Below are 22,040 nucleotides of genomic sequence, written 5' to 3' on the forward strand. Positions count from 1 at the left end.
AGGGCGAAGCTATTCCGCTCCGCCCCTTGCAGCAAGTCTGTATCTAAAACTCAGAGAGCCTTTTCAAGTTCCGGCACCGCAGTGAACAGATCGGCCACCAGGCCATAATCCGCCACCTGGAAGATCGGCGCCTCGTCATCCTTGTTGATGGCGACGATGGTTTTGGAATCCTTCATGCCGGCGAGATGCTGGATCGCACCCGAGATACCCACAGCGATGTAAAGATCGGGCGCAACTACCTTGCCGGTCTGGCCGACCTGATAGTCATTCGGCACATAACCCGCATCGACAGCAGCGCGCGAGGCGCCGACGGCGGCGTTGAGCTTCTTGGCGACAGCTTCAAGCATCTTGAAGTTCTCGCCCGACTGCATGCCACGCCCACCCGATACGATGATCTTGGCCGAGGTCAGCTCAGGACGATCCGACTGCGTGAGGTTTTCCGAAACGTAAGACGAAAGCCCCGGATTGGCCGCAGCAGCGACTTTCTCAATCGCAGCAGAACCACCCTCGGCAGCAGCCGGGAACGACGCGGTGCGCACGGTGATGACCTTCTTCGCATCGGTGCTCTGCACGGTCTGCACGGCATTGCCAGCATAGATCAGGCGCACGAAAGTGTCGGGCGAGACCACGTCAGAAATATCCGAAACCTGCATCACGTCAAGCAAAGCGGCAGCGCGCGGCATGAAATTCTTGCCGTTGCCAGTAGCGGGCGCAACGATGTGATCATAAGCGCCAGCCAGCGCCACAATATTGGCAGCCATGGCTTCCGCCAGCGGGCGCTCCAGATCAGGCGTATCGATGTGAAGAACCTTCTTCACCCCAGCCAGCTTTGCAGCGGCAGCAGCGGCAGCATCAGCCTTGTGGCCAGCCACCAGCACATGCACGTCGCCGCCCATCTTGGCAGCAGCACTCAGCGCCTTGTGGGTTGCGTCCTTGAGGGTCGCATTGTCATGTTCAGCAATGAGAAGAACAGCCATCAGATTGCTCCTGCTTCTTTGAGTTTCGAAACGAGTTCAGCGACCGATTTCACCTTCACGCCAGAAGCGCGCTTTGGCGGGTCTTCGGTCTTCACCACCTTCAGGCGGGGCTTCACGTCAGCGCCGTAATCCGCCGGGGTCTTTTCATCGAGCGGCTTTTTCTTGGCCTTCATGATGTTCGGCAGCGAAGCATAGCGCGGCTGGTTCAGGCGCAAATCCGTCGTCACGATCAGCGGCGTCTTTACTTTCAGCGTCTGCAAGCCACCATCGATTTCGCGGGTGATCGTGGCATCGCCGGAACCGAGTTCGATCTTCGAGCAGAAAGCCGCCTGCGGCCAGCCCAGCAGCGCAGCCAGCATCTGGCCTGTCTGGTTGCAGTCGTCATCGATGGCCTGCTTGCCGGTGATTACGATTTCCGGCTTCTCGGCCTCGACAACGCCCTTGAGAATCTTGGCCACGCCCAGCGGCTCGACATATTCGTCATGCTTCACAAGGATGGCACGGTCAGCACCCATGGCGAGTGCCGTGCGCAGGGTTTCCTGCGTCTGGGCCGGGCCGATGGAAACCACCACCACTTCCGTGGCCTTGCCAGCTTCCTTCAGGCGGATCGCCTCTTCGACGCCGATTTCATCGAACGGGTTCATCGACATTTTGACATTGGCCAGCTCGACACCCGAACCATCCGCCTTCACACGAATTTTGACGTTGTAATCAACGACGCGCTTGACCGCGACCAGAACCTTCATTGAACAGTCCTCTGTTGGAATTTGACGGCTTCTAGGGCTTGTGCACCTGCGAAGTCAAATGCCAGTGCGGCATGGAGCGGCCTGATTCCGTCAACCGCCGATCAACAGTTTCACCGCCAGCCAGAACATGATGGCCGCAATGGCAAAATCAATGCCCCGCCAGACAGAAGGCTGGGAAAGCGGTTGACGTAAGGCCTTTGCCCCATAGCCGATGGCGAAGAACCAGATGAACGACGCCAGCGAGGCGCCCAGCGCAAACGGCGCCTGCTCACCCGCAGGCCGCGCATTGGCAATGGAACCCGCCAGTACCACGGTATCAAGATAGACATGCGGATTGAGCCAGGTGAAGGCAGCGCAAAGCGCCAAAGCCGAAGCCAGGCTGCGCACTTTTTCAGGGCTTTCTTCCAGGGCATGGGGATGCAACGCCCGCAGGAGCGCCTTGATACCATACCACAGCAGGAACAGTGCACCGCCATAACGCATCACCGTCAGCAATTGCGGCAGCAAAGCCAGCAACGTGCCCAGCCCAAAAGTGCCGCCCCAGATCAGGATGGCATCAGACACCGAGCAAAGCAGGCACATCCAGAACACATAGGAATTGAGGATGCCCTGCCGGATCACAAAGGCATTCTGCGGCCCAATCGCCACAATGAGCCCGCCGCCCAGGGCGAGGCCTGCCAGGAAAGCTTGGAGCATCTAGCGCGTCTTCCCCGGCACCCAAAGCACATCGCCGTTGCCGGCCTTGGCATTCACCCAGCGGGAGGCGACGAAGAAGAAATCCGAAAGCCGGTTGATATAGGCAATGGCGCCCTCGCTCACCGGCTCATTGTCCTGCGCAGCAAGCTCAACGATCAAGCGTTCAGCTCGGCGACACACCGTGCGGCACATATGCAATTGCGCCGCTGCCGCATGGCCAGCAGGCAGCACAAACGACCGCAGCGGAGAAAGATCGGCATTCAGCTCATCGATCTCTTTTTCCAGCCGCTCATATTGCTTGGGCAGGATGCGCAACGGCTCATAATCCAGCTTCTCGCCCCGGTCCGGCACGCAGAGATCAGCGCCCAGATCGAACAATTCGTTCTGGATGCGCATCAGCATCAGATCGAGCTTCATCAGATCATCGCGGGTGGTCGAAAGCCGCGCCACGCCGACACAGGCATTGGTTTCATCGACGGTGCCGTAAGCGGCGATGCGCAGCGAGGCCTTGGACACGCGCTCGCCTGAGCCTAAAGCCGTCTCGCCCTTGTCGCCGGTGCGGGTATAAATGCGATTGAGAACAACCATGAACCGCTTTTACTCGTTCCTGAGATAGAAGCTAGGCTTGGCCGAAAGGGCCCGCACCGTGACGATGAGGCCCGCTGCAATCGTAATCACCATCGCCAGTGCCGCCGTGACCAGCGCCGTCAGCGGTGAAAATTGGAACGGCATGTCGAGCGCAAACCGCGCCAGGAACCACGAAGCAATACCGCCCACCACAATGCCGAAGACAGCCGAGACCAGACCCAGCAATCCATATTCAATGATGAAAGCGCCCAACAGCTGCCCGCGCGTGGCGCCATAGGTTTTGAGCACCACAGCCTCATAGCTGCGCATCGAAAGCCCCGCCGCCAAAGCGCCGGCCAGCACCAGCACACCGGTAAGCAGCGAAATCACATTGGCACCGCGCACTGCAGCCAGCATCTTGCCCAACAGATCACCCACCGTCTGCAAAGCGTCCTTCACCCGCACCGAAGTGACGGAAGGAAAGGCCTCAGCCATGGCATTCAGAACCTGCCCCTCGTCGCCACCTTTCATTTCGGCGGTCACCACTTCGGAATGCGGTGCGCCTTCCAACGCGGCCCGGTTGAACACAAGCACAAAGTTGATCGCCATCGATTTCCAGTTCACCTTGCGGGTGGAGGCAACCGTGGCTTCCACGTCGCGGCCCAGCACGTTGACGGTGATCTTGTCGCCCAGCGTCACGCCGATGGAATCGGCAATATCATCGCTCATCGAAACCAGCGGCGGTCCCGCATAGTCCTTGGCCCACCATTTGCCCGAAACCAGAGTGGAACCCTTGGGCAGATCATCAGAGAAGGTCAAACCCCGGTCACCCTTCAAGGCCCAGGCGCCATCGGGTTTCGATTTCACCTCATCAGCCGGAACACCCTTCACTTTGGAAATACGCCCGCGCAACATGGGCGAGTTGGAAATGTCGGCGATGCCCGGCTGCGCGGCCAGTTTGGTTTTGAACGCATCAAACTCATTGCCCTGCACATCAATAAAGAAAAACGCTGGTGCATTTTTGGGAAGATTGGCTGAAAGCTCGCGGCTGATCGTTTGGTCAGTCAGAGCCAGCGTCACGAACAGCGATAGCCCTAGCCCCAAGGCCATGATGACAGATGTGCTCGCCGCTCCGGGACGATTGAGACTGGCCAGCGCCTGGCGCAGCAACAGGCCTTTCGGCTTCGGCAACATGCCGACCAGCTTCACCACCGCCAGCGACAGCAGCACCAGAACCACAAAGCTCGCCGCCAGTCCGCCGATGAACGCCGCCGTCACCCGCTTCTCATCAAACGAGAACAGCGTGATCGCCGAAGCCACCAACAGCAGCACGAAACTGACCGCCATGGTGGTGCGCGGCGGCAGGCCCTGCGGCTCCACACCCTGCGCGCGAAACAAGGCGGCCCCCTTGATCGCCGCGATCCGCGACAGCGGCCACAGCGAGAACGCCACCGTAACCAGAAGCCCCAGCACCGCCGCAAAAATCAGCGGCTGCGGATCAAACGCCAGCGAGAGCGGCAGTGGGATCAGCGACCCCAGAAGCGTATGAACCAGCCAGGGCGTGGCCGCCCCCAGCGCCAAAGCCAGCGCCAGACCCAGCACGCTCACCAGCAAAATCTCGATCAGCGAAATCGCCATGACATCGCGGTTGGGCACGCCCAGGCATTTGAGAATGGCAATCGTCTCGCGCCGCCGCGAGATGAAGGCCGAAACCGCATTGGCAATGCCAGCTCCGCCGATCACCAATGCGGCAATCGACACGAGCGTCATGAAGGTCGAAAGCCGTCCCACAAATTCATCGGCACCCTGTGCCGCCTTGTCGGTGGTGCGCACGCGCCAGCCGGCTTCCGGAAATTTCGCCTGCGCTTCTTTTTCGACTGCTTTGCCCGCACTCAATGTGGATGGCTGCGGCAGCTTCACAGTGTAAGCATAAGTGACCAAACTACCTGGCTGAATGAGCCCCGCACTGTCCAGCGCCGCGCGCGTCATCATCAGCCGCGGCCCGAAGATGATGCCGGATGCAATCCGGTCCGGCTCGGTGGTGATCGTGGCTGCGATTTTGAAACGGGCCGCGCCGAGTTTCACTTCATTGCCCAGTTTCAAATGCAGCCGTGACAGAAGAAGAGGATCAACGGCAACGGAAGACGCGTCCAGCTTGACCGCAGGTTCCAGCTGCAACGACCCGTAAAGCGGATAGCTCTCCGCCACCGCCTTCAATTCCACCAGCGTGGAAGCACCGCCACCCTGCGCCATGGCGCGCATATTGGCCGTCTCGCCCACCTGGCCCTTGCTGGACAGAAAGGCCAGTTCCTCCGGCTTTGCTTCGCGCTGAACCAAAGAGAAGGCAATGTCGCCGCCGAGCAGCACTTGCCCCTGTTCGCTCAAGCCCCGCGACACGGATGACGCAAGCGACCCGATCATCGCAATCGCCGCCACGCCCAGCGTGAGGCAGGACAGCAAGATCCAGAAACCGCGCAAACCTGATCGCAGGTTGCGCAGCGCCAGCTTGAACCACAACTTCAATGCTTGCTCTCTTTCACCAGACCGTCGCGCACTTCCAGAATGCGCCCGCAGCGTTTGGCCAAGGCCCGGTCATGGGTGACCAGCAGTAGCGTGGCTTTCTCCTTGTCCTTCAGTTCGAACAGCAGCTCGATGATCGCAGAGCCGGTTTCCTGATCGAGATTGCCGGTAGGTTCATCCGCCAGCAAAATCTGCGCGCCTGCCGCCACGGCGCGCGCAATCGCCACGCGCTGTTGCTCGCCACCGGAAAGCTGGCTGGGATAATGTTCAAGCCGGTGGCCCAGGCCGACACGCTTCAACGCGGCGGCGGCCCGGTCAAACGCATCGCCCACACCTTTGAACTCCAAAGGCACGGCAACATTTTCCAGCGCCGTCATCGTGGGGATCAAATGAAACGACTGGAAGATTATCCCGATCTTGTCGCGGCGGAATTGCGCCAGCGCCGATTCGGATTTTCCGGTGAGATCAATTCCCGCTGCCTCCACCTTACCCTTGGTCGCGGCCTCAAGCCCGGATGCCACCATCAATAGTGAGGTCTTGCCGGAGCCCGAAGGCCCGATAATGCCGATGGCTTCGCCGGGCTTGGCAGAAAAGGAAACACCTTTGAGGATTTCAACCGGTCCGGCATGGGAATTCAAAGTGAGGAAAACATTTTCAAGCGTCAGTGCGGCAGGCATCTCTTGCATCCAGAAGGTTGAGGCCAGATATAGGGATGATGCGCCTGATTTTCATATTTCTTTTTGGTTGGATGCTGATCGCCCTGCCCGCTTCGGCCACCACCATACTCGCCTTGGGCGACAGCCTCACAGCAGGCTACGGTTTGGAGCCCGGCCACGCGATGCCGGATGTGCTGCAAGCTGCGCTGAAGAAAGACGGCAAGGATATCACCATCATCAATGCTGGCGTGTCCGGTGATACGGCGGCGCAAGGTGCCGCCCGCCTCGACTGGGCGCTGACTGATGATGTGAAGGCGATCATTCTCGAACTCGGCGCCAATGATGCACTGCGCGGCCTGCCGCCCGAGCAGGTTGATGTGGCGCTGCGTTCAGTGATGGATAAGGCCAAGGCGAAAAATCTTCCTGTGCTCATTCTCGGCATGAAGGCGCCGCCCAATCTTGGTGCGGATTATCAAACCAAATTCGATGCGATTTACCCGAAGCTCGCCAGCGATTATGGCGCGTTGCTTTATCGGTTTTATCTGGATGGCGTGGCAGCGCAGGCGGATTTGAACCAGCAGGACGGCATTCACCCCAATGACAAGGGCGTGGCTTTGATCGTGCCGAAGTTGTTGCCTTTGGTGGAGCAACTTGTTGCCAAGTTGCCATAAATCGTGGCTCATATAAAGTCTGATTCGGGGCTACAGCGATTGAACTTCGTGCAAGCTTGCACGTTTATTCTGCGCTGAATGACGGAGGGCTGCAGAATGATGCGCTTGTTTACGGGGCTTGAACTTCCCTCCGACATTTCCCTCGACCTCAATTTCATGCAAGGCGGTATCGAAGGCGCACGCTGGATTGACCGTGAGAATTTTCACATCACTTTGCGCTTCATCGGTGACATTGACGACGCGCTGGGCCGCGAAGTGACCATGGCTTTGGATGAAGCGGCGATCCGCCCCTTCCAGGTTGCGATTAAGAGCATCGACGTTTTCGGCGGCAACAAGCCTCATGCCATCATCGCCCGCATCGAGGAAAACCCCGAACTGATGCGCCTGCAGCTGGCGCAGGAACGCATCTGCCAGTCACTGGGTCTCCAACCAGAAGGCCGCAAATTCATCCCGCATGTCACGCTGGCGCGCCTGCGCGATCCTGATCCAAGGGCACTCCGCAGCTTCATCGAAAGCCATGCGCTCTATCGCTCGCGCCCCTTCATGGTCGAACATTTCGTGTTGTTCTCATCGAAGCCCTCGCGCGGCGGCGGTCCCTATGCGGTGGAAGAGTCCTATGGGGCAGCCTATGCCTGAGGAACTGCCCGAAGGCTGGGTGCGCGTCGAAGGCCGCGATGCCATTTTCAAATCATTCAAGTTCAAAAGCTTCAACGCTGCCTTTGGTTTTATGACACGCGTTGCACTGGTTGCGGAAAAAATGGACCACCATCCGGAATGGTTCAACGTCTATTCCAGGGTAGATGTCACCCTCACCACCCACTCCAAAGGCGGGGTGTCGGAGCTGGACATTAGACTTTCACAAGAAATGAATCGCCTAGCCGCTTGATTGTTGAAATCGGCCACACCATATTCCCTTGACCATTAAGAGGAGTTTTCAATGGCTGACTATCGTGGTTTCCCACAATCCGGTACCACAACTGCCGGTCTGGACCTGGGTCTCAGGTCCTATATGCTCAAGGTTTACAATTACATGGCGGGCGGCCTTGCACTGACCGGCGCGGCTGCACTTGGCACCTATAGTGTTGCCGTTCAGAACGGCCAGCTCACCCCGCTGGGCCTGACCCTGTTCAAGGGCCCGCTGATGTGGGTGCTGTTGCTGGCACCTTTGGCCATGGTGTTTTTCTTGTCCTTCCGCATCAACAAGATGAGCGTTGGCGCTGCCCAACTCACCTTCTGGGCCTATGCCGCCCTGGTGGGCGTTGGTTTCACGCCCTTGGCGCTGGTCTATACCGGTGCTTCGCTGGCACAGGTGTTCATGGTGACAGCCGGCACATTCGGCGCGGTCAGCCTCTATGGTTACACCACCAAGCGTGACCTGACGGGCTTTGGCAGCTTCCTGTTCATGGGCCTGATCGGCCTGATCATTGCCTCGCTGGTCAACATCTTCCTGCAGAGCAGCGCCATGAGCTTCGCGCTCTCGGTTGTCGGCGTGCTGGTCTTCACGGGCCTCACTGCTTACGACACGCAGAAGATCAAGGACATGTATTATGCCGGTGACGACGGCACAATGATGGGCCGCAAGGCGATCATGGGCGCGTTGAACCTCTATCTCGACTTCATCAACCTGTTCCTCAGCCTGCTTCGCCTGATGGGCGACCGCCGCTAAAGCTTAGATACAGAAATCAAAACGCCACCGGAAACGGTGGCGTTTTTTATTTTAGCTTCTTCGCCCGGGCAGCGGGAGAGGACGATCAAACCACTTCGTATTTCTGTTTCTTCTCCAGCACGCGCAGCACCTGAGCCAAATCATTCCCGCGGCGCATGATGAGCCCGCCGGGTGCGATCACGCAAAACTGGCCGCCCTTGGCGGCCAGCTCCGGATTCTTGATGATCGAATAAAGCGGCTGTTCCGAAGCACGGCGATGAATATCAAACCGCGCCGCTTCCCGGCCAAAATCCATGGCGTAGTCACGCCACTCGCCATCCGCCACATTGCGCCCATAGAGACTCATGATCAGGCCAAGCTCACGCCGGTCGAATACCACCGGCCTTTGCGATTTCTGCGGAAAACGCAGAATTTCAGGACTCTCGCTGCTCATCGCACCTCGACTGTCATGTGCATGTAACATGAGGCGCAGAAGTGATTTTCGCAAGGGGAGAAATTCCCCAGTTTCGCCTTAATTCAATCAAGTCTTGGACACGATACAGGTCCACAAAGCATGTGTTGCCTCGACAGCCCGGTCGATTGCTTTGTGAAGCCCCCCAGCCCCTCAAAGCCCCTAGATCGGCCGGGCTCCCCTGTACCGAGCAAGATTTGCTTATGTGAGTCTGTTAGGTCCCCTAAGGCGGTTGCCAGTTGCAACCGCCCTTTTTTTTGCTCTATGCCCAACCCCTTGACGGCCAAGCCTGCATTTCCAATATGCGCGGCAACAGGGAAGCGACTCAATGAGCAAAGACGGCAAATCGAAACCGCAGGAATTCCAGGCCGAAGTCGGCAAGCTGCTGCACATGATGGTGCATTCGGTCTATTCCGACCGTGATGTGTTTTTGCGCGAGTTGATTTCCAACGCATCCGATGCGCTCGACAAGCTGCGCTATGAAGCCATCGCCAAACCGGATCTGCTGGAACAGGACCCCAAGCTCGAAATCACCATTACACCCGACAAGAAAGCCAAGACGCTGACCATTGCCGACTCAGGCGTGGGCATGAGTGCGAAAGAGCTCACCGACAATCTGGGAACGATCGCCAGATCCGGCACGCAGAATTTCGTAGCCAAGGCGCAAGGAAAATCCAAAGACAAGGACGCGCCGCAACTGATCGGCCAGTTTGGCGTGGGTTTCTATGCGGCCTTCATGGTGGCCGGAGAAGTGGAGGTCTTCTCCCGCAAGGCCGGTGCCAAGGCGTGCAATGTCTGGCGCTCCAACGGCGAAGGTACCTTCACGGTGGATGAAGCCGAGGGCCAGGCGCGCGGCACCAAGATTGTTCTGCATCTGCGCGATGACGCGAGCGACTATCTCGAAGCCTGGAAGATCGAAGAGGTCGTCAAAACCTATTCAGATCACATCACCCATCCGATCATGTTGGCGGGCGAAGATGGCGAGCCGAAGCAGATCAACTCCGCCTCTGCCATCTGGATGCAGCCCAAGGGCAAGGTGAAGCCAGAGCAGCACAAAGAATTTTTCGGCGCGCTCAGCCACAGCGCCGAAGCGCCGGCCCTCACCATCCATTACCGCGCCGAAGGCAAGCAGGAATATAATGTGCTGCTTTACGTGCCGGGCGATCGGCCGTTTGATCTCTATGATCCCGAACGCAAGGGCAAGCAGAAGCTCTACGTGAAACGCGTCTTCATCGCTGATGATGCAGCCTTGCTGCCGCCTTACCTGCGCTTCGTGCGCGGGGTGATTGATTCATCCGACATGCCGCTCAATCTCAGCCGCGAAATGCTGCAGAACAACCCGGATGTGGCCGCCATCCGCAAGGCCGTGACCAACCGCGTGCTGCAGGAGTTGAAGAAGCTAGGCGAGAATGATTCCGCCGCCTTTGCCAAGGTGTGGGACGTGTTTGGCCCGGTAATCAAGGAAGGCCTCTATGAAGATTGGGAGCGCCGTGACGCCTTGTTCGAAGTGGCGCGCTTCAACACCACCAAGCGCACCGCCATCACGCTGAAGGACTATATCGGCGGCCTGAAGGAAAACCAGACGGCGATCTATTATCTGACAGCGGAAGACGCCGCCAAGGCCGCATCAAGCCCGCAGCTGGAAGGCTATAAATCGCGCGACATTGAAGTACTGCTGTTCACCGATCCGGTCGATGCCTTCTGGGTGCGCACCGCCATGGGCTTTGAGGGCAAGCCCTTCAAATCGGTGGCACAGGGTGCAGCCGATCTCGATCTGATCAAGCCAATCGACGAAAAAAAGGAAGAGACCGCCGACACACCCGAAACCGCAGCGCTCATCGCCGCAGTCAAGCAGGCACTGGGCACCCGCGTTTCCGATGTGCGCACCTCGAAGCGCCTGACGGATTCAGCCTGCTGCATCATCAATGATGGCCAGATGGACCGCACGCTGGAAAAGCTGCTCTCGCGCCAAAAGGATTCCGGCGTGTCAGTCTCTGCCCCCGTGCTCGAAATCAATCCCGGCAATGGATTGGTCAAAGCCTTGGCCACTGCGGTGAAGACCAAGGGTGCAAGCGCCGTCGAAGACGCGGCGCACCTGCTGCTTGACCAGGCCTTCGTACTGGAAGGCGAACAGGTCGCCGACCCCGCCAGCTTCGCCAAGCGCCTGGACGCAATGATGGCGAAGGCGTTCTCTTAGACTTCGATCCGCATCAGCAACCCGAGCGCGTCGCGTTCTTCCACATCGGGAAAGCGCAGCGCCTTTCTTTCAAGAATGCGCCACGCGGACCACGCTGCAGCACAGGCATCGATCACATCATCACGTTTCACGTCTTTGCGCGGAAAATCGAAATGATGCGGCTGCAAGGCGGGCAATCCTTGCGCTTGAAGCAAAGCCATGCGTTCCGCTTCACCTTCCGGCGTCTTCTTGGAATGCCGAAGTGCCGCGAAGACATTCATCGCACAAAAGGCCAGTTCGGGATGCGTTTCATGCACCAAGGCCTGAAGCGCTGGCATCATCAAGCCGTCCACTTCTCTCATCTTGGGAAACAGATGGAAGGTCTGTTTCGAAAGTTTGCGCGGCGGATCTGAATGTTTGAGATTCTCCACACACGCCGCCGCGTAACTCTCCTGATAAATCGCAGCGCGCGACGGGATGGCAAAGATGCTCGACTTGCGGCCCGTCAACTTCGCCCGTGCTTCGCGCTCAGCCTTGCGCCGGTGCAATGGCGGCAATCCTATGGGCATGTCCACGGCAATCACCGATGTATCGAGTTCCAGCACCTCTGCGAAATGCGCAAACAATCTCGTGGTGAGCGCTTCGCCATCCCAGATGGCCGCGATCCAACCGCCCCTCGCGCCATCAACCCCGATGACGTGGGACAAACCTCAGCCTCTCGCTAAAGCCGAAAGCGCCGCCAGGTCAGCTCCACCAAACTGCTGGGCATAGAATTTCTGCTGCGTTTGCGCGGCACGCAGCGCGTTGCGCATCAGGATCGAGACTGTCACCGGCCCTACTCCACCAGGCACCGGGGTGATCCAGCCCGCCACTTCCGCGCAGGCGCCGTAATCCACATCACCCACCGTGATGAACTTGCCGTCTTCTTCAATCTGGTTGATGCCGATATCGATCACAGCTGCACCCGGCTTGATCATGTCGGCCTTGATGAAGCGCGGGCGGCCCACCGCCACAAACACCGCATCAGCGGCGCGCGAATGAACTGCGAGATTGCGCGTGAGGTGATGGCACACAGTGACAGTCGCACCCTCAGCCAGCAGCAAAAACGCAATCGGTTTGCCAACGATTTCGGAATGACCGATCACAACAGCGTTCAGGCCTTCAAGCTTCAGCCCCGTACGGCGCAGCAGCTCCACCGAAGCTGCCGCTGTGCAGGGTGCCAGAGCCACGTCCTTGTAAACAATATTGCCAATGGATGCGGGATGCATGCCCTCCACATCCTTCAGCGGATGCACGGCGGCTTGCAATTCGCGGATCGCCAGATGCGCAGGCACCGGGCGCTGTATGATGATGCCGGTGACGCGCGGATCAGTGTTCAGCGCCTGAAGCAGTCCCAGCATTTCGATGCGCGAAATTGTCTCCGGCAGATTGCGCTCTTCAAAGGCAATCCCAGCACGCGCCGCACCCTTGGCCTGGTTGCGCACATAAAGCTGCACGGCAGACACATTGCCGATGCTGATCGACACCAGCTTCGGGTTCCAGCCTTGCTCCTGCAAGGCTACAACACCGTTTTTCACTTCAGCATAAATATCATCCGCGACTGGTTTCCCCAGCAGCGCAGCATGGGCAGATGTCATTAGAAAATGTTCTTCTCGAAAAGCGGTTGGTTGGCAGCAATGCGCTCTACACCCAAACGCTTCAGATCGATTGTCTTGTACTCACCATGGATAATGAGCTCTGAAATGGCATTGCCGGTGGCCGGGCCCTGCTGGATGCCATGGCCGGAAAATCCATTGCCGAAATAGAAATTGGGCAGGCTGGGATGGCGGCCGATAATGCCATTCTGGTCAAACCAATTGTAGTCATAGTGGCCGACATATGAACTCACGACCTTCGCTTCTTCAAACACCGGAATGCGTTCGGCAGCCGAGGGCCACAGGCGTTCTTCGAACCAGTGATGCTCCATCTCCCAGTCTGGCTTCGGTTCTTCGTCCTCTCCGGGCGTAAAGCCGAACAGGAAGTTGCGCCCTTCGGGCCGCCAATAGACGCCATCAGTATTGAACCAGGCAGGTCCTTTACGGAATTCCTCCGGCGCCTTGGGGCAATCGACGATATAGACGTAACGCTTGGCGGCAGAGACGGGGAGATCGAAACCCACCATCGCAGCAATGGCACCGCCCGATGCGCCACCGGCATTAACGACAACGCCGGCACCAATTTTGCCGCCGGCTTGAAGAGTCACGGATTTGGCCTCCCTGCCCGCATCAATCGCCACGACTTCATCAGCCAGATAAGTGACATTCTTGGCAATCGCGCCTTTGCGGATCAGCGTGAGTAATCCGTAGGGATCAAACCAGCCCTCACCCGTGCGGCCCAAGGAGCCCATGGCGATGCCCTCAAACTGCGCATAGGGATATTTCGCGGTCAGTTCGCTTTGCGACAGCAGCACCGTATCCGCGCCCAAAGAATTCTGCAGCTTGGCATTCTCTTCCAGCACCGACACCGAAGCCTCACTGGCCAGCACCAGATAGCCCGTCTCACGGAAGCTGATGTCAGACTCAGGCCCGAATTCTGATTTCAGATTGCGGATGAGGTTGAGCCCGAAAGTCGAAAGATGAACATTCTCCGCATTGGAGAATTGCTTGCGGATGCCGCCCCAGGACAAGGGTGTGCAGGCCTTGGCATAGGTCGGGTCTTTCTCAATGACGGCGATCGATCCCTTGAACCCGTTCTTGCGCAGGAAATACGCTGTGGAAGAACCCACAATGCCCCCGCCCACAATCACCACGTCATAGTTTGTCATCAAATCACTCCGGCATCAGCAAGATAGAGCAGCACAGAAGCCGTGATGGCGGCAAGCCCCGTGCCCAATGCAACTGCGCCCGAAACCGCTGGCACTGCCTCATCGTAACGTTGTGCGAAAAGAAAGGCATTGGCCCCGGCTGGCATGGCGGCAAACAGCACGGCAATCTTGGCGTAAAGCGGCGGCAGCGGAAACACATAATGCGCCAGCACAAACACGGCGAGCGGCATGACCACCATTTTCATGGCGATCAGCAGGAACATGCCGCCCCATGAGCCGCGCAGCGAATAGGCGGCAAGCGACGCGCCAAGGGCGATGAGCGAGGTTGGCACCGAAGAATCAGTCAGCATCTGCAACATCTTCATCGGTATGGGCGGCAGGCTGAGGCCCAGCGCGCGGTAGAGGCCACCAAAGATCAGCGCCAGGACGATGGCATTGGTGCCAAGGCTTTTGGTCAGCTCCCAGCCCAGCGCGCGCCAATTGAGGTTGGAGGCATTGCGCGCCATCTCACGGTGGACGGTGGCCAGAGTCCACATCAGCGGCGCATGCACCGACAGGATCAGGGCCAGCGGCACGCCGACTGAATCGCCAAAATGCTGAAGCGCCAGCGGCACGCCGAGCAGGCCAAGATTGCCGTAGATCGCCGCCGTGCACATCACCGCACTGCCCGACTGGTTCAGTCCCTCGATCTTGCGCGCCACGATCCAGGTGAGAAAGAAAGTGATGGCGGCCCCGCCGAAAAAGGCAAACCACATGCTCCACGGTGCCACATCCGCCATGTCCATCGTCGCCGTGCTCTGGAACAGGAAGGCCGGCAGCGCCGCATTGAACACGAACAGCGAAAGCCCGCGCACGGCACCCGCATCGATCACATTGATGCGCGCAAAACCGTAACCCAGCACGATCATGCCGAAGACGGGAATGACAGTCGTGAGGATCGCGGTGGGCACTTAAGCCCAGGGGCGTGCAGCGCCCAGCTTGCTCTCATAGGCATCAATGCTGGATGCCTTTTCCATGGTGAGGCCGATGTCATCGAGGCCGTTCAGCAGGCAATGCTTGCGGAAGGCATCGAGATCGAACTTCACACTGCCGCCATCGGGGCCGCGGATTTCCTGGTTCGGCAGATCGACGGTCAGCGTGGCATTGGCGCCGCGCGAGGCGTCATCCATCAGCTTCTTCAGATCATCAGGCGAAACCTTGATCGGCAGGATGCCGTTCTTGAAGCAATTGTTGTAGAAAATATCGGCAAAGCTGGTGGAGATCACACAGCGAATCCCGAAATCCAGCAGCGCCCACGGCGCGTGCTCGCGGCTCGACCCGCAGCCGAAATTATCACCCGCCACCAAAATCTCGGCCTTGCGATAAGCCGGCTTGTTCAACACGAAGTCCGGCAATTCCTTGCCCTCTTGCGTGAAGCGCATTTCAAAGAACAGCGACTTGCCTAATCCCGTGCGCTTGATCGTTTTCAGGAACTGCTTCGGGATGATCATGTCGGTATCGACATTGACGATGTTCAGTGGCGCAGCCACACCGGTCAGCACTTCAAACTTTTGCATCGGTCTTTTCCTTACGCAGCCAGATCAACAGCGGATGCTTCGTCCGCGCCGATCATCAGATTGAGATTTTGCACGGCGGCACCCGAAGCGCCCTTGCCGAGATTGTCATAGATCGCCATCAGCAGCACCTGGCCAATCGCTTCATTGGCGAAAACATGCAGGCGCATGCGGTTGGTGTTGTTCAGTACTTCCGGCTCAACATCGGCTGCACTCGCGATGTGCTGCAGTGGAGCAACTTCAATGAAGCGTGCGCCATCAAAATGCTTGGCCAGCAAGCCGTGAATTTCCGCAGCGGACGTTTTGCGCGAAAGCAAATCGGTAAACAGCGGCACCGAGGTCAGCATGCCTTGTGCGAAACGGCCCACACTGGGCTCAAACAGCACATCACGCGAGAGCCCGGTATAGGCCTTCATCTCCGGCAGGTGCTTGTGATGGAAAGTCAGCCCGTAGGGAAAATACTGCGGCGCAGATTCACCCTTGGCCACATAATCCTCGATCATCTTCTTGCCACCGCCGGTATAGCCCGACACGCCGTGATAGGAGACAGGATAGGTCTTCGGCATCAGCCCGGCATCGAGCAGCGGCTTCACCAAAGCGATCAACCCCTGCGGCCAGCAGCCGGGATTAGCCACGCGCTTGGCCTTAGAAATCTTGGCGCCTTGCGCCTTGTCCATTTCCGGAAAACCATAAGCCCAATCCGGGTTGATCCGGAATGCGGTTGAAGCGTCGATCACCCGCGTTTTCGACGATGGCTTGATCAGCGACACCGCTTCAATCGCCGCGTCATCGGGCAGGCAGAGAATGGCCACATCCACGCCGTTCAGCAGATCAGCCCGCGCCTGCGCATCCTTGCGCTTGTCGGCGGCGATCGACACCAATTCAATATCAGTGCGTGCCTTCAGCCGGTCACGGATCTGCAACCCGGTGGTTCCGGCCTCGCCGTCGATGAAGATGGTGGTTTTCTGGCTCATGACCGGGGCTCTTAAGCCTCTGGGCCGGGGTTTTCAACCTGAACCGAAAATGAATGCCTGCCTCAGAGTGGGTTCAGCCATGCACACGTAGAAGGGTGACATCAACGGTGCACAACACCAACGACAAACAAACTGAAACGCTCAACCCAACCAAAGGAATAACATCATGAAAAAGACCCTGATTGCTCTCACCGCCGCTGCCACCCTGGCCATCGGCTTTTCCGCAACCGCCGCCAAGGCTGACGGCCTCTATTTCGGCGTAGGCGCCGGTGGCCAGCCCAACTTCGGCATCAGCATCAATGACGGTTATGGCTACGGCTACGGCCATCACCATGGCTACTACAATGCCGGCTGGGACGGCGATGATTGCGGCCCGAAGATCGTGAAAGTGTGGAAGTGGAACTACAACCACACCTTCAAGTACAAGACCTTCAAGAAGGTTTGGTCTTGCTACTAAGCAATCCCTGAAGGACTTCTCCCAAAGAGGGTCCCCTGCAAAGCAAAAGCCCAGCGTGACGCTGGGCTTTTGTTTTTTTTAATTGATGAAAGGCGCTTAGTTGCAGCCTTGGGCGCAGCTTATCCCGCCATTATTCATGGCTTGCACCGTGGTGAAACCGGCAACCGCACCGCTGATCAGAGTCAGGCCAACCAGTGCGAACATAACGCGGCGCAGAAACTTGGCGTCAGCCTTTACAGATACAGAATTCATTATGGTCGTCTCCCCGGCCTCGAAGGCCATTCCCCAGTCTTGCGATCATAGGCGTTAAACCCAGAATCGCTTCATTAACGTGAAGGTTGCCTTAATGAAGCCCTAAAACCTTAACAAGTTAAATGTCGCTGTTCCGCCATGCAAAATTTGCGCACACGCTTTCAATCTGCTCAGCACTTTATATCTTAAGTTGCAACACTTGATTCGTTCGCTCAGTTCGAGCGGATATCAACGAAATGCCCGGCAATAGCCGCCGCCGCAGCCATTTGCGGGCTCACAAGATGTGTGCGCCCCTTATAGCCCTGGCGGCCTTCGAAATTGCGATTCGAGGTTGAGGCTGCGCGCTGGCCCGGCTTCAACTGGTCCGGATTCATCGCCAGGCACATGGAGCAGCCCGGCTCACGCCATTCAAAACCAGCGGCCTTGAAAATCTTGTCGAGGCCCTCGGCTTCCGCTTGTTCTTTGACCAGCCCAGAGCCCGGAACGATCATCGCATAGGCCAGCTTGTCGGAAACCTTCTTGCCCTTCACCACTTCGGCGACAGCACGCATGTCTTCGATGCGGCCATTGGTGCAGGAGCCGATCCACACAACGTCGAGGCCAATGTCGGTGATCTTCTGGCCCGGCTTCAGATCCATATACTCCAGCGCACGCCACTTCGACTGGCGCTTGCCTTCTTCCTCGATCAGATCCGGGTTCGGTACCGTGCCATCAATGGAAGCCACGTCTTCCGGAGATGTGCCCCAGGAGACAATCGGCGGCAGGTTTGCAGCGTCAAGCGTGATCACGCTGTCATAATGCGCGCCTTCATCCGTCTGCAGGTTCTTCCAATAGGCCACAGCTTCATCCCAGGCCGCGCCCTGCGGCGCCATGGGTCGGCCCTTGAGATAGGCAAAGGCCTTCTCGTCGGGCGCAATCAAACCAGCGCGCGCGCCGCCTTCAATCGTCATGTTGCAAACGGTCATGCGGCCTTCCATCGAAAGGTCGCGAATGGCTTCACCAGCAAATTCGATCACATGGCCGGTGCCGCCGGCCGTGCCGATCTTGCCGATGATCGCCAGGATGATGTCCTTGGCGGTCGAGTGTGGCGCCAGCTTGCCATCCACCCGCACCAGCATGTTCTTGGCCTTCTTCTGGATCAGCGTCTGGGTAGCGAGCACGTGCTCCACTTCCGACGTGCCGATGCCATGCGCCAAAGCCCCGAAGGCGCCATGAGTTGAGGTGTGGCTGTCGCCGCACACAATGGTGGTGCCTGGCAGCGTGAAGCCTTGCTCAGGCCCCACGACGTGCACAATGCCCTGGCGCTTGTCGAGCTCATTGAAATAGGGAACGCCGAAATCCTTGGCATTCTGCGCCAGGGTTTCCACCTGGATGCGGCTTTCTGGCTCGGCAATGCCCTTGGAACGGTCAGTGGTCGGCACGTTGTGATCGACAACCGCCAGCGTCTTTTCCGGATGGCGCACGGTGCGCCCCGTCATGCGCAGGCCTTCAAAAGCCTGGGGGCTCGTCACTTCATGCACAAGGTGGCGGTCAATATACAAAAGGCACGTGCCGTCTTCGGCCTGATGGACCACATGGTCATCCCAGATCTTGTCATAGAGCGTGCGTGCTTTTGCCATGTCTCTTCTCGTCTCTCACCGCCCCTCGTCTTTCACTGACAGATAGGGCGGCCTTAAAGGGCTTTTGCGGCGTATTTAGCGATTACGACGCCTGAGTCAAAGCCTACGCTGCGCAGGTCTGGCATTCGCCCGCCCGGAGCGGAGGCAAGCCATGCACTGAGAACATATTGGGCGGCAACCCGCCTCCCCCTGTTGCAAGTCGCAGGTGCTGTTCTTAAATTCCAGTCATGAACACTTTTGCGATCACCGGAATGACCTGTGCGGGCTGTGCCCGCAAAGTTGAAGCGACCCTCAAGTCTCTGGCCCCTTCGGCCACGGTGACGCTTGAGCCGCCTCGCGCCGTGTTGGATGAGCCGGTGGGTGAGCAGGCCTTGAACGCGGCTTTGGCCGCAGTTGGAAAATACCGCGTCAGCGCGGAAGCCAATACACAAGCGGTCGAGGCCGCGGCCCCAACCTGGATCAAAACCTATTATCCCTTGCTGCTCATCGTCGGCCTGATCGCTTTGGGCGCTGCGGCAGGCCCCGGCTGGATGCTGAACTTCATGGGTGGCTTTTTCGTTGTCTTCGGCGCCTTCAAGCTGCTCGATGTGCCGGCCTTCGCCAATGCCTATGCCCGCTATGATGTGATCGCCAAGGCGTTCAAGCCCTGGGGCATGGCCTATCCCTTTGTGGAAACCGCATTGGGCTTTGCCTTCCTGTTCCGCTTCCAAATCCCGGCCATGCTGTGGGTGGCACTCGCTTTGAGCCTCATCGGTGCCATCGGCGTGATCCAGGCCAACCTCAACAAGCAGACCATCCAATGCGCCTGCCTGGGCACTGTGTTCCAGCTGCCCATGTCCGTCGTCACCATCGTGGAAAGCTTAGGGATGGCCGCCATGGCGGTATGGATGCTGGCGGTCTGAAACAAAAAGGCCGGTCACTAGGACCGGCCTTCTGAATTCCAAATTGGAAAAGCTTACTTCGCAGCAGCCAGCTTCTTGGCCTGCTCGATCCAGCTTTCCTTCTTGCTCTTGCCCTTGAGGCCGAGCTTTTCGTCGAGGGCGAAAATCTGCTCGTCGCTCATTTCGGCGATCTGGTTGGTCGAGGTGATGCCCTCGGCAGCCAGCTGTTCCTTGACCTTCGGGCCGATCGAATTGATGCGCGACACGTCATCGGCAGCAACAGCAGCCTTGTGATGCACTTCTTCAACGGCGATCGGACCGCTATCCTGCTTCTCGACGATGCGGGCAGCTTTGCCGGTGAGGCCCTTGAGGTAATAGAGCTTGGCGCGGCGCACTTTGCCACGGCGAACCAGCTTCACAGAATCAACCAGCGGCGAATACATCGGGAACACACGTTCCACGCCTTCGCCGTAAGACAGCTTGCGCACCGTGAAGCTTTCATTGAGGCCGCCACCGCTGCGCGAAATCACCAGGCCTTCATAGGCCTGGATGCGCGAACGCTCGCCTTCAACAACCTTCACATTGACGATCACCGTATCGCCCGGGGCGAAATCGGGAAGCTGGCGCTTGGCGGCAACAACGGCCATCTGCTCTTTTTCAAGCTGCTGGATAATATTCATGGGAAATGTCCTAAATCTCAGAGTTGTGGGGCTTAAACTGCAAAGGTGTGGAAAAGTCAACCTTTGCGCTTCGTGTATTTGTCATAAAGGTCAGGTCTTCGGGCCTTGGTGAGGGCTTCGCGCTGGGCATGCTTCCATGCGGCTATGGCCTTGTGATCGCCAGAGCCTAAAATCTCAGGCGTTTCAAGCCCTTCCCATAGGCGGGGCTTGGTGTAATGCGGGTGCTCCAGAAGCCCGTCCTCGAAGCTTTCCTCGGCATGGGATTGGTCATGGCCCATCACGCCCGGCAGAAGCCGCACAATGGCATCCAGCATGACGAGTGCGGCTGGTTCACCGCCGGAGAGCACATAATCGCCTACCGAAACCTCTTGCAGGCTCCTAGCGTCGATTACCCGCTGGTCAATCCCCTCAAAACGCCCACAGATGATCATGCAACCCTCGCCCTGGGCCAGTTCCCGCACAAAGCTTTGGGTGAGCGGCGCACCGCGGGGCGACATCAGCAGGCGCGGGCCCTTGTGGGACGTGCCATCAATGGCCTTGGCCAGAATATCGGGCTTCAGCACCATGCCAGCCCCGCCACCCGCCACATGGTCATCCACCGTGCGGTGTTTGTCAGTGGCGAAGGAGCGGATATCAACGGCATCAAAGGACCACTTGCCATCCTTCAACGCCGAACCCGCCAGCGAATGCGCCAGCGTGCCCGGAAACATGTCCGGAAACAGCGTCAATATGGAAGCGTGGAAGCTCATTCTTCGTCGCTCAGATAACCATCAGGCAAATTCAGCGTCACATTATCGGCAACGGAATCAATGAAGGACACCGGGATCAGCATCCCTCCCTCAAGTTCCATCAACTCACCCGCGCCGAAATTCTGGAAACCGGTGATGCGGCCCAATCGGTGCTCGCCTGCAACAACTTCCTTGCCCTGCACGTCGGAGAGATAGACTTCACCCTCCTTCAGCGCCGGCAATTTCTCCCGCGCGATGAACAGCTCCGTACCCCGGAGCGCCTCGGCCGCATTGCGATCCGGAACATTCTTTAGTGTACAGATGAATTCATCCTTGGCGAACTTGGCCTTGGTGATCTCAAACACACGGCCCTCTGCGGATTGCAAAGGGCCGTAGGATGAAAAAGCCTTTGGGTCAGACGTGAAGCTTTTGACCTTCACTTCGCCCTTGATGCCATGGGCCGCAACAATGGTGGCAACGTGAATCATGTTGTCACCAGCCACCTTCGTCTTAAGCGGCAGGCGTTTCAGCCGGAGCTTCGGCCGGAGCTGCAGCAGCTGCAGCCGCAGCGGCCTGTGCGGCTTCAGCAGCAGCGGCAACCTTGGCAGCGGCATCAGCAGCAGCCTTTTCGCGCTCGGTGCGCTTCTTGCCCGGCTTGGCCTTGTTCGGATTGTTGCGGGCATCGCGCTTGGCAACGCCGTTCTTGTCGAGGAAGCGCAGCACGCGGTCGGTCGGCTGTGCGCCCTTCTTCAGCCATTCAGCGGCCTTGGCGGTGTCGAGCTTCACGCGCTCAGCCGAATCCTTCGGCAGCATCGGGTTGAAAGCGCCAATGATGTCGATGAACTTGCCATCACGCGGCGAAGTCGCAGCGGCAACCACGATGTGATAATAAGGGCGCTTCTTGGTGCCGGCACGGGCCAGACGGATCTTAACGGACATATTCAGTACTCCTGTTTGATTTGATCTA

Annotated in this window: 26 protein-coding genes; 7 read left to right on the top strand and 19 right to left on the bottom strand. The window is 58.3% G+C overall.

Annotation, left to right across the window (positions count from 1 at the left end; translation table 11 throughout):
• Positions 1-50: 50 nt before the first annotated feature.
• The 6 genes from F8B91_RS15170 to F8B91_RS15195 form a co-directional block, all read right to left on the bottom strand.
• Positions 51-977, bottom strand: a complete 927-nt coding sequence (locus F8B91_RS15170) for an electron transfer flavoprotein subunit alpha/FixB family protein (protein ID WP_196504685.1) — start codon at positions 975-977, stop codon at positions 51-53.
• Entirely contained in the window at positions 977-1,723 is a 747-nt protein-coding gene (locus F8B91_RS15175) for an electron transfer flavoprotein subunit beta/FixA family protein (RefSeq protein WP_196504686.1), read from the bottom strand. Before F8B91_RS15175 ends, F8B91_RS15170 begins: the two co-directional genes overlap by 1 nt.
• A 90-nt stretch (positions 1,724-1,813) precedes the next feature.
• On the bottom strand, positions 1,814-2,419 hold the full coding sequence (locus F8B91_RS15180; protein WP_196504687.1) for a LysE/ArgO family amino acid transporter: 606 nt from the start codon (positions 2,417-2,419) through the stop codon (positions 1,814-1,816).
• Positions 2,420-3,007 carry a cob(I)yrinic acid a,c-diamide adenosyltransferase gene (locus F8B91_RS15185; RefSeq protein ID WP_196504688.1) on the bottom strand — a complete coding sequence of 196 codons (588 nt, stop codon included), beginning with the start codon at positions 3,005-3,007 and terminating at the stop codon, positions 2,420-2,422.
• 9 nt (positions 3,008-3,016) lie between these two features.
• On the bottom strand, positions 3,017-5,509 hold the full coding sequence (locus F8B91_RS15190; RefSeq protein ID WP_196504689.1) for an ABC transporter permease: 2,493 nt from the start codon (positions 5,507-5,509) through the stop codon (positions 3,017-3,019).
• Entirely contained in the window at positions 5,506-6,183 is a 678-nt protein-coding gene (locus tag F8B91_RS15195) for an ABC transporter ATP-binding protein (protein ID WP_196504690.1), read from the bottom strand. The genes F8B91_RS15190 and F8B91_RS15195 overlap by 4 nt, the downstream gene beginning before the upstream one ends.
• 35 nt (positions 6,184-6,218) lie before the next feature.
• On the opposite strand from F8B91_RS15195, the gene F8B91_RS15200 reads away from it, so the two are divergent.
• From F8B91_RS15200 to F8B91_RS15215, 4 genes are all read left to right on the top strand, one after another.
• Entirely contained in the window at positions 6,219-6,833 is a 615-nt protein-coding gene (locus F8B91_RS15200; protein WP_196504691.1) for an arylesterase, read from the top strand.
• Positions 6,834-6,929: 96 nt separating this feature from the next.
• Positions 6,930-7,469: an RNA 2',3'-cyclic phosphodiesterase gene (thpR, locus tag F8B91_RS15205; RefSeq protein WP_196504692.1), complete on the top strand. Its 540-nt coding sequence runs from the start codon at positions 6,930-6,932 to the stop codon at positions 7,467-7,469.
• Complete coding sequence (locus F8B91_RS15210; RefSeq protein ID WP_246715281.1) at positions 7,462-7,719, top strand: 4a-hydroxytetrahydrobiopterin dehydratase; 258 nt, start codon at positions 7,462-7,464, stop codon at positions 7,717-7,719. The genes thpR and F8B91_RS15210 overlap by 8 nt, the downstream gene beginning before the upstream one ends.
• A 51-nt stretch (positions 7,720-7,770) precedes the next feature.
• On the top strand, positions 7,771-8,499 hold the full coding sequence (locus F8B91_RS15215; RefSeq protein ID WP_196504694.1) for a Bax inhibitor-1/YccA family protein: 729 nt from the start codon (positions 7,771-7,773) through the stop codon (positions 8,497-8,499).
• Positions 8,500-8,584: 85 nt separating this feature from the next.
• Here F8B91_RS15215 and F8B91_RS15220 read toward each other — a convergent pair whose 3' ends face one another.
• Complete coding sequence (locus tag F8B91_RS15220; protein WP_246715283.1) at positions 8,585-8,932, bottom strand: DUF2794 domain-containing protein; 348 nt, start codon at positions 8,930-8,932, stop codon at positions 8,585-8,587.
• Positions 8,933-9,278: 346 nt separating this feature from the next.
• On the opposite strand from F8B91_RS15220, the gene htpG reads away from it, so the two are divergent.
• The gene (gene htpG / locus F8B91_RS15225; RefSeq protein ID WP_196504695.1) at positions 9,279-11,147 is read left to right on the top strand and encodes a molecular chaperone HtpG; all 1,869 of its coding nucleotides are present in this window, start codon (positions 9,279-9,281) and stop codon (positions 11,145-11,147) included.
• Here the strand turns inward: htpG and F8B91_RS15230 are convergent.
• From F8B91_RS15230 to argC, 6 genes are read right to left on the bottom strand one after another with little or no spacing between them, the layout of a single operon-like run.
• Positions 11,144-11,833 carry a DUF429 domain-containing protein gene (locus tag F8B91_RS15230; RefSeq protein WP_196504696.1) on the bottom strand — a complete coding sequence of 230 codons (690 nt, stop codon included), beginning with the start codon at positions 11,831-11,833 and terminating at the stop codon, positions 11,144-11,146. The two genes, htpG and F8B91_RS15230, sit on opposite strands and share 4 nt — an antisense overlap.
• Before the next feature lie 3 nt (positions 11,834-11,836).
• Complete coding sequence (locus tag F8B91_RS15235; RefSeq protein ID WP_196504697.1) at positions 11,837-12,763, bottom strand: bifunctional 5,10-methylenetetrahydrofolate dehydrogenase/5,10-methenyltetrahydrofolate cyclohydrolase; 927 nt, start codon at positions 12,761-12,763, stop codon at positions 11,837-11,839.
• Complete coding sequence (locus F8B91_RS15240; RefSeq protein WP_196504698.1) at positions 12,763-13,929, bottom strand: NAD(P)/FAD-dependent oxidoreductase; 1,167 nt, start codon at positions 13,927-13,929, stop codon at positions 12,763-12,765. The genes F8B91_RS15235 and F8B91_RS15240 overlap by 1 nt, the downstream gene beginning before the upstream one ends.
• Positions 13,929-14,879 (bottom strand): AEC family transporter, encoded by a 951-nt coding sequence (locus tag F8B91_RS17100; protein ID WP_196504699.1) that lies wholly within the window; start codon positions 14,877-14,879, stop codon positions 13,929-13,931. Before F8B91_RS17100 ends, F8B91_RS15240 begins: the two co-directional genes overlap by 1 nt.
• Entirely contained in the window at positions 14,880-15,485 is a 606-nt protein-coding gene (leuD, locus tag F8B91_RS15250; RefSeq protein WP_196504700.1) for a 3-isopropylmalate dehydratase small subunit, read from the bottom strand.
• 11 nt (positions 15,486-15,496) lie between these two features.
• Positions 15,497-16,456, bottom strand: a complete 960-nt coding sequence (gene argC / locus F8B91_RS15255) for an N-acetyl-gamma-glutamyl-phosphate reductase (protein ID WP_196504701.1) — start codon at positions 16,454-16,456, stop codon at positions 15,497-15,499.
• Between the two features lie 166 nt (positions 16,457-16,622).
• On the opposite strand from argC, the gene F8B91_RS15260 reads away from it, so the two are divergent.
• Positions 16,623-16,913: a hypothetical protein gene (locus F8B91_RS15260; RefSeq protein ID WP_196504702.1), complete on the top strand. Its 291-nt coding sequence runs from the start codon at positions 16,623-16,625 to the stop codon at positions 16,911-16,913.
• A gap of 96 nt (positions 16,914-17,009) precedes the next feature.
• On the opposite strand, the gene F8B91_RS15265 is transcribed toward F8B91_RS15260, so the two are convergent.
• Both F8B91_RS15265 and leuC read right to left on the bottom strand, forming a co-directional pair.
• Positions 17,010-17,165, bottom strand: coding sequence for a hypothetical protein (locus F8B91_RS15265; RefSeq protein WP_196504703.1), 156 nt, complete (start codon positions 17,163-17,165; stop codon positions 17,010-17,012).
• Positions 17,166-17,377: 212 nt separating this feature from the next.
• Complete coding sequence (leuC, locus tag F8B91_RS15270) at positions 17,378-18,784, bottom strand: 3-isopropylmalate dehydratase large subunit (RefSeq protein WP_196504704.1); 1,407 nt, start codon at positions 18,782-18,784, stop codon at positions 17,378-17,380.
• A gap of 227 nt (positions 18,785-19,011) precedes the next feature.
• On the opposite strand from leuC, the gene F8B91_RS15275 reads away from it, so the two are divergent.
• Positions 19,012-19,686 (top strand): heavy-metal-associated domain-containing protein, encoded by a 675-nt coding sequence (locus F8B91_RS15275; RefSeq protein ID WP_196504705.1) that lies wholly within the window; start codon positions 19,012-19,014, stop codon positions 19,684-19,686.
• Between the two features lie 53 nt (positions 19,687-19,739).
• Here F8B91_RS15275 and rplS read toward each other — a convergent pair whose 3' ends face one another.
• From rplS to rpsP, 4 genes are read right to left on the bottom strand one after another with little or no spacing between them, the layout of a single operon-like run.
• Positions 19,740-20,345, bottom strand: a complete 606-nt coding sequence (gene rplS, locus F8B91_RS17105) for a 50S ribosomal protein L19 (RefSeq protein WP_196504706.1) — start codon at positions 20,343-20,345, stop codon at positions 19,740-19,742.
• 56 nt (positions 20,346-20,401) lie between these two features.
• Positions 20,402-21,094: a tRNA (guanosine(37)-N1)-methyltransferase TrmD gene (trmD, locus tag F8B91_RS15285; protein WP_196504707.1), complete on the bottom strand. Its 693-nt coding sequence runs from the start codon at positions 21,092-21,094 to the stop codon at positions 20,402-20,404.
• The gene (rimM, locus tag F8B91_RS15290; RefSeq protein WP_196504708.1) at positions 21,091-21,687 is read right to left on the bottom strand and encodes a ribosome maturation factor RimM; all 597 of its coding nucleotides are present in this window, start codon (positions 21,685-21,687) and stop codon (positions 21,091-21,093) included. Before rimM ends, trmD begins: the two co-directional genes overlap by 4 nt.
• A complete protein-coding gene (rpsP, locus tag F8B91_RS15295) occupies positions 21,584-22,012 on the bottom strand; it encodes a 30S ribosomal protein S16 (RefSeq protein WP_196504709.1) in 429 nt (142 codons plus the stop codon). The genes rimM and rpsP overlap by 104 nt, the downstream gene beginning before the upstream one ends.
• Positions 22,013-22,040 lie beyond the last annotated feature (28 nt).

Origin of the sequence: Aestuariivirga litoralis (assembly GCF_015714715.1) — a bacterium.
Taxonomy (GTDB): Bacteria; Pseudomonadota; Alphaproteobacteria; order Rhizobiales; family Aestuariivirgaceae; genus Aestuariivirga; species Aestuariivirga litoralis_A.

Coding starts and splice junctions, on each gene's coding strand:
- F8B91_RS15170 (WP_196504685.1), bottom strand. CDS start 977: ATGGCTGTTCTTCTCATTGCTGAACATGACAATGCGACCCTCAAGGAC.
- F8B91_RS15175 (WP_196504686.1), bottom strand. CDS start 1,723: ATGAAGGTTCTGGTCGCGGTCAAGCGCGTCGTTGATTACAACGTCAAA.
- F8B91_RS15180 (WP_196504687.1), bottom strand. CDS start 2,419: ATGCTCCAAGCTTTCCTGGCAGGCCTCGCCCTGGGCGGCGGGCTCATT.
- F8B91_RS15185 (WP_196504688.1), bottom strand. CDS start 3,007: ATGGTTGTTCTCAATCGCATTTATACCCGCACCGGCGACAAGGGCGAG.
- F8B91_RS15195 (WP_196504690.1), bottom strand. CDS start 6,183: ATGCCTGCCGCACTGACGCTTGAAAATGTTTTCCTCACTTTGAATTCC.
- F8B91_RS15200 (WP_196504691.1), top strand. CDS start 6,219: ATGATGCGCCTGATTTTCATATTTCTTTTTGGTTGGATGCTGATCGCC.
- thpR (WP_196504692.1), top strand. CDS start 6,930: ATGATGCGCTTGTTTACGGGGCTTGAACTTCCCTCCGACATTTCCCTC.
- F8B91_RS15210 (WP_246715281.1), top strand. CDS start 7,462: ATGCCTGAGGAACTGCCCGAAGGCTGGGTGCGCGTCGAAGGCCGCGAT.
- F8B91_RS15215 (WP_196504694.1), top strand. CDS start 7,771: ATGGCTGACTATCGTGGTTTCCCACAATCCGGTACCACAACTGCCGGT.
- F8B91_RS15220 (WP_246715283.1), bottom strand. CDS start 8,932: ATGAGCAGCGAGAGTCCTGAAATTCTGCGTTTTCCGCAGAAATCGCAA.
- htpG (WP_196504695.1), top strand. CDS start 9,279: ATGAGCAAAGACGGCAAATCGAAACCGCAGGAATTCCAGGCCGAAGTC.
- F8B91_RS15235 (WP_196504697.1), bottom strand. CDS start 12,763: ATGACATCTGCCCATGCTGCGCTGCTGGGGAAACCAGTCGCGGATGAT.
- F8B91_RS15240 (WP_196504698.1), bottom strand. CDS start 13,929: ATGACAAACTATGACGTGGTGATTGTGGGCGGGGGCATTGTGGGTTCT.
- leuD (WP_196504700.1), bottom strand. CDS start 15,485: ATGCAAAAGTTTGAAGTGCTGACCGGTGTGGCTGCGCCACTGAACATC.
- argC (WP_196504701.1), bottom strand. CDS start 16,456: ATGAGCCAGAAAACCACCATCTTCATCGACGGCGAGGCCGGAACCACC.
- F8B91_RS15260 (WP_196504702.1), top strand. CDS start 16,623: ATGAAAAAGACCCTGATTGCTCTCACCGCCGCTGCCACCCTGGCCATC.
- F8B91_RS15265 (WP_196504703.1), bottom strand. CDS start 17,165: ATGAATTCTGTATCTGTAAAGGCTGACGCCAAGTTTCTGCGCCGCGTT.
- leuC (WP_196504704.1), bottom strand. CDS start 18,784: ATGGCAAAAGCACGCACGCTCTATGACAAGATCTGGGATGACCATGTG.
- F8B91_RS15275 (WP_196504705.1), top strand. CDS start 19,012: ATGAACACTTTTGCGATCACCGGAATGACCTGTGCGGGCTGTGCCCGC.
- rplS (WP_196504706.1), bottom strand. CDS start 20,345: ATGAATATTATCCAGCAGCTTGAAAAAGAGCAGATGGCCGTTGTTGCC.
- trmD (WP_196504707.1), bottom strand. CDS start 21,094: ATGAGCTTCCACGCTTCCATATTGACGCTGTTTCCGGACATGTTTCCG.
- rimM (WP_196504708.1), bottom strand. CDS start 21,687: ATGCCGCTGCCAAGGTTGCCGCTGCTGCTGAAGCCGCACAGGCCGCTG.
- rpsP (WP_196504709.1), bottom strand. CDS start 22,012: ATGTCCGTTAAGATCCGTCTGGCCCGTGCCGGCACCAAGAAGCGCCCT.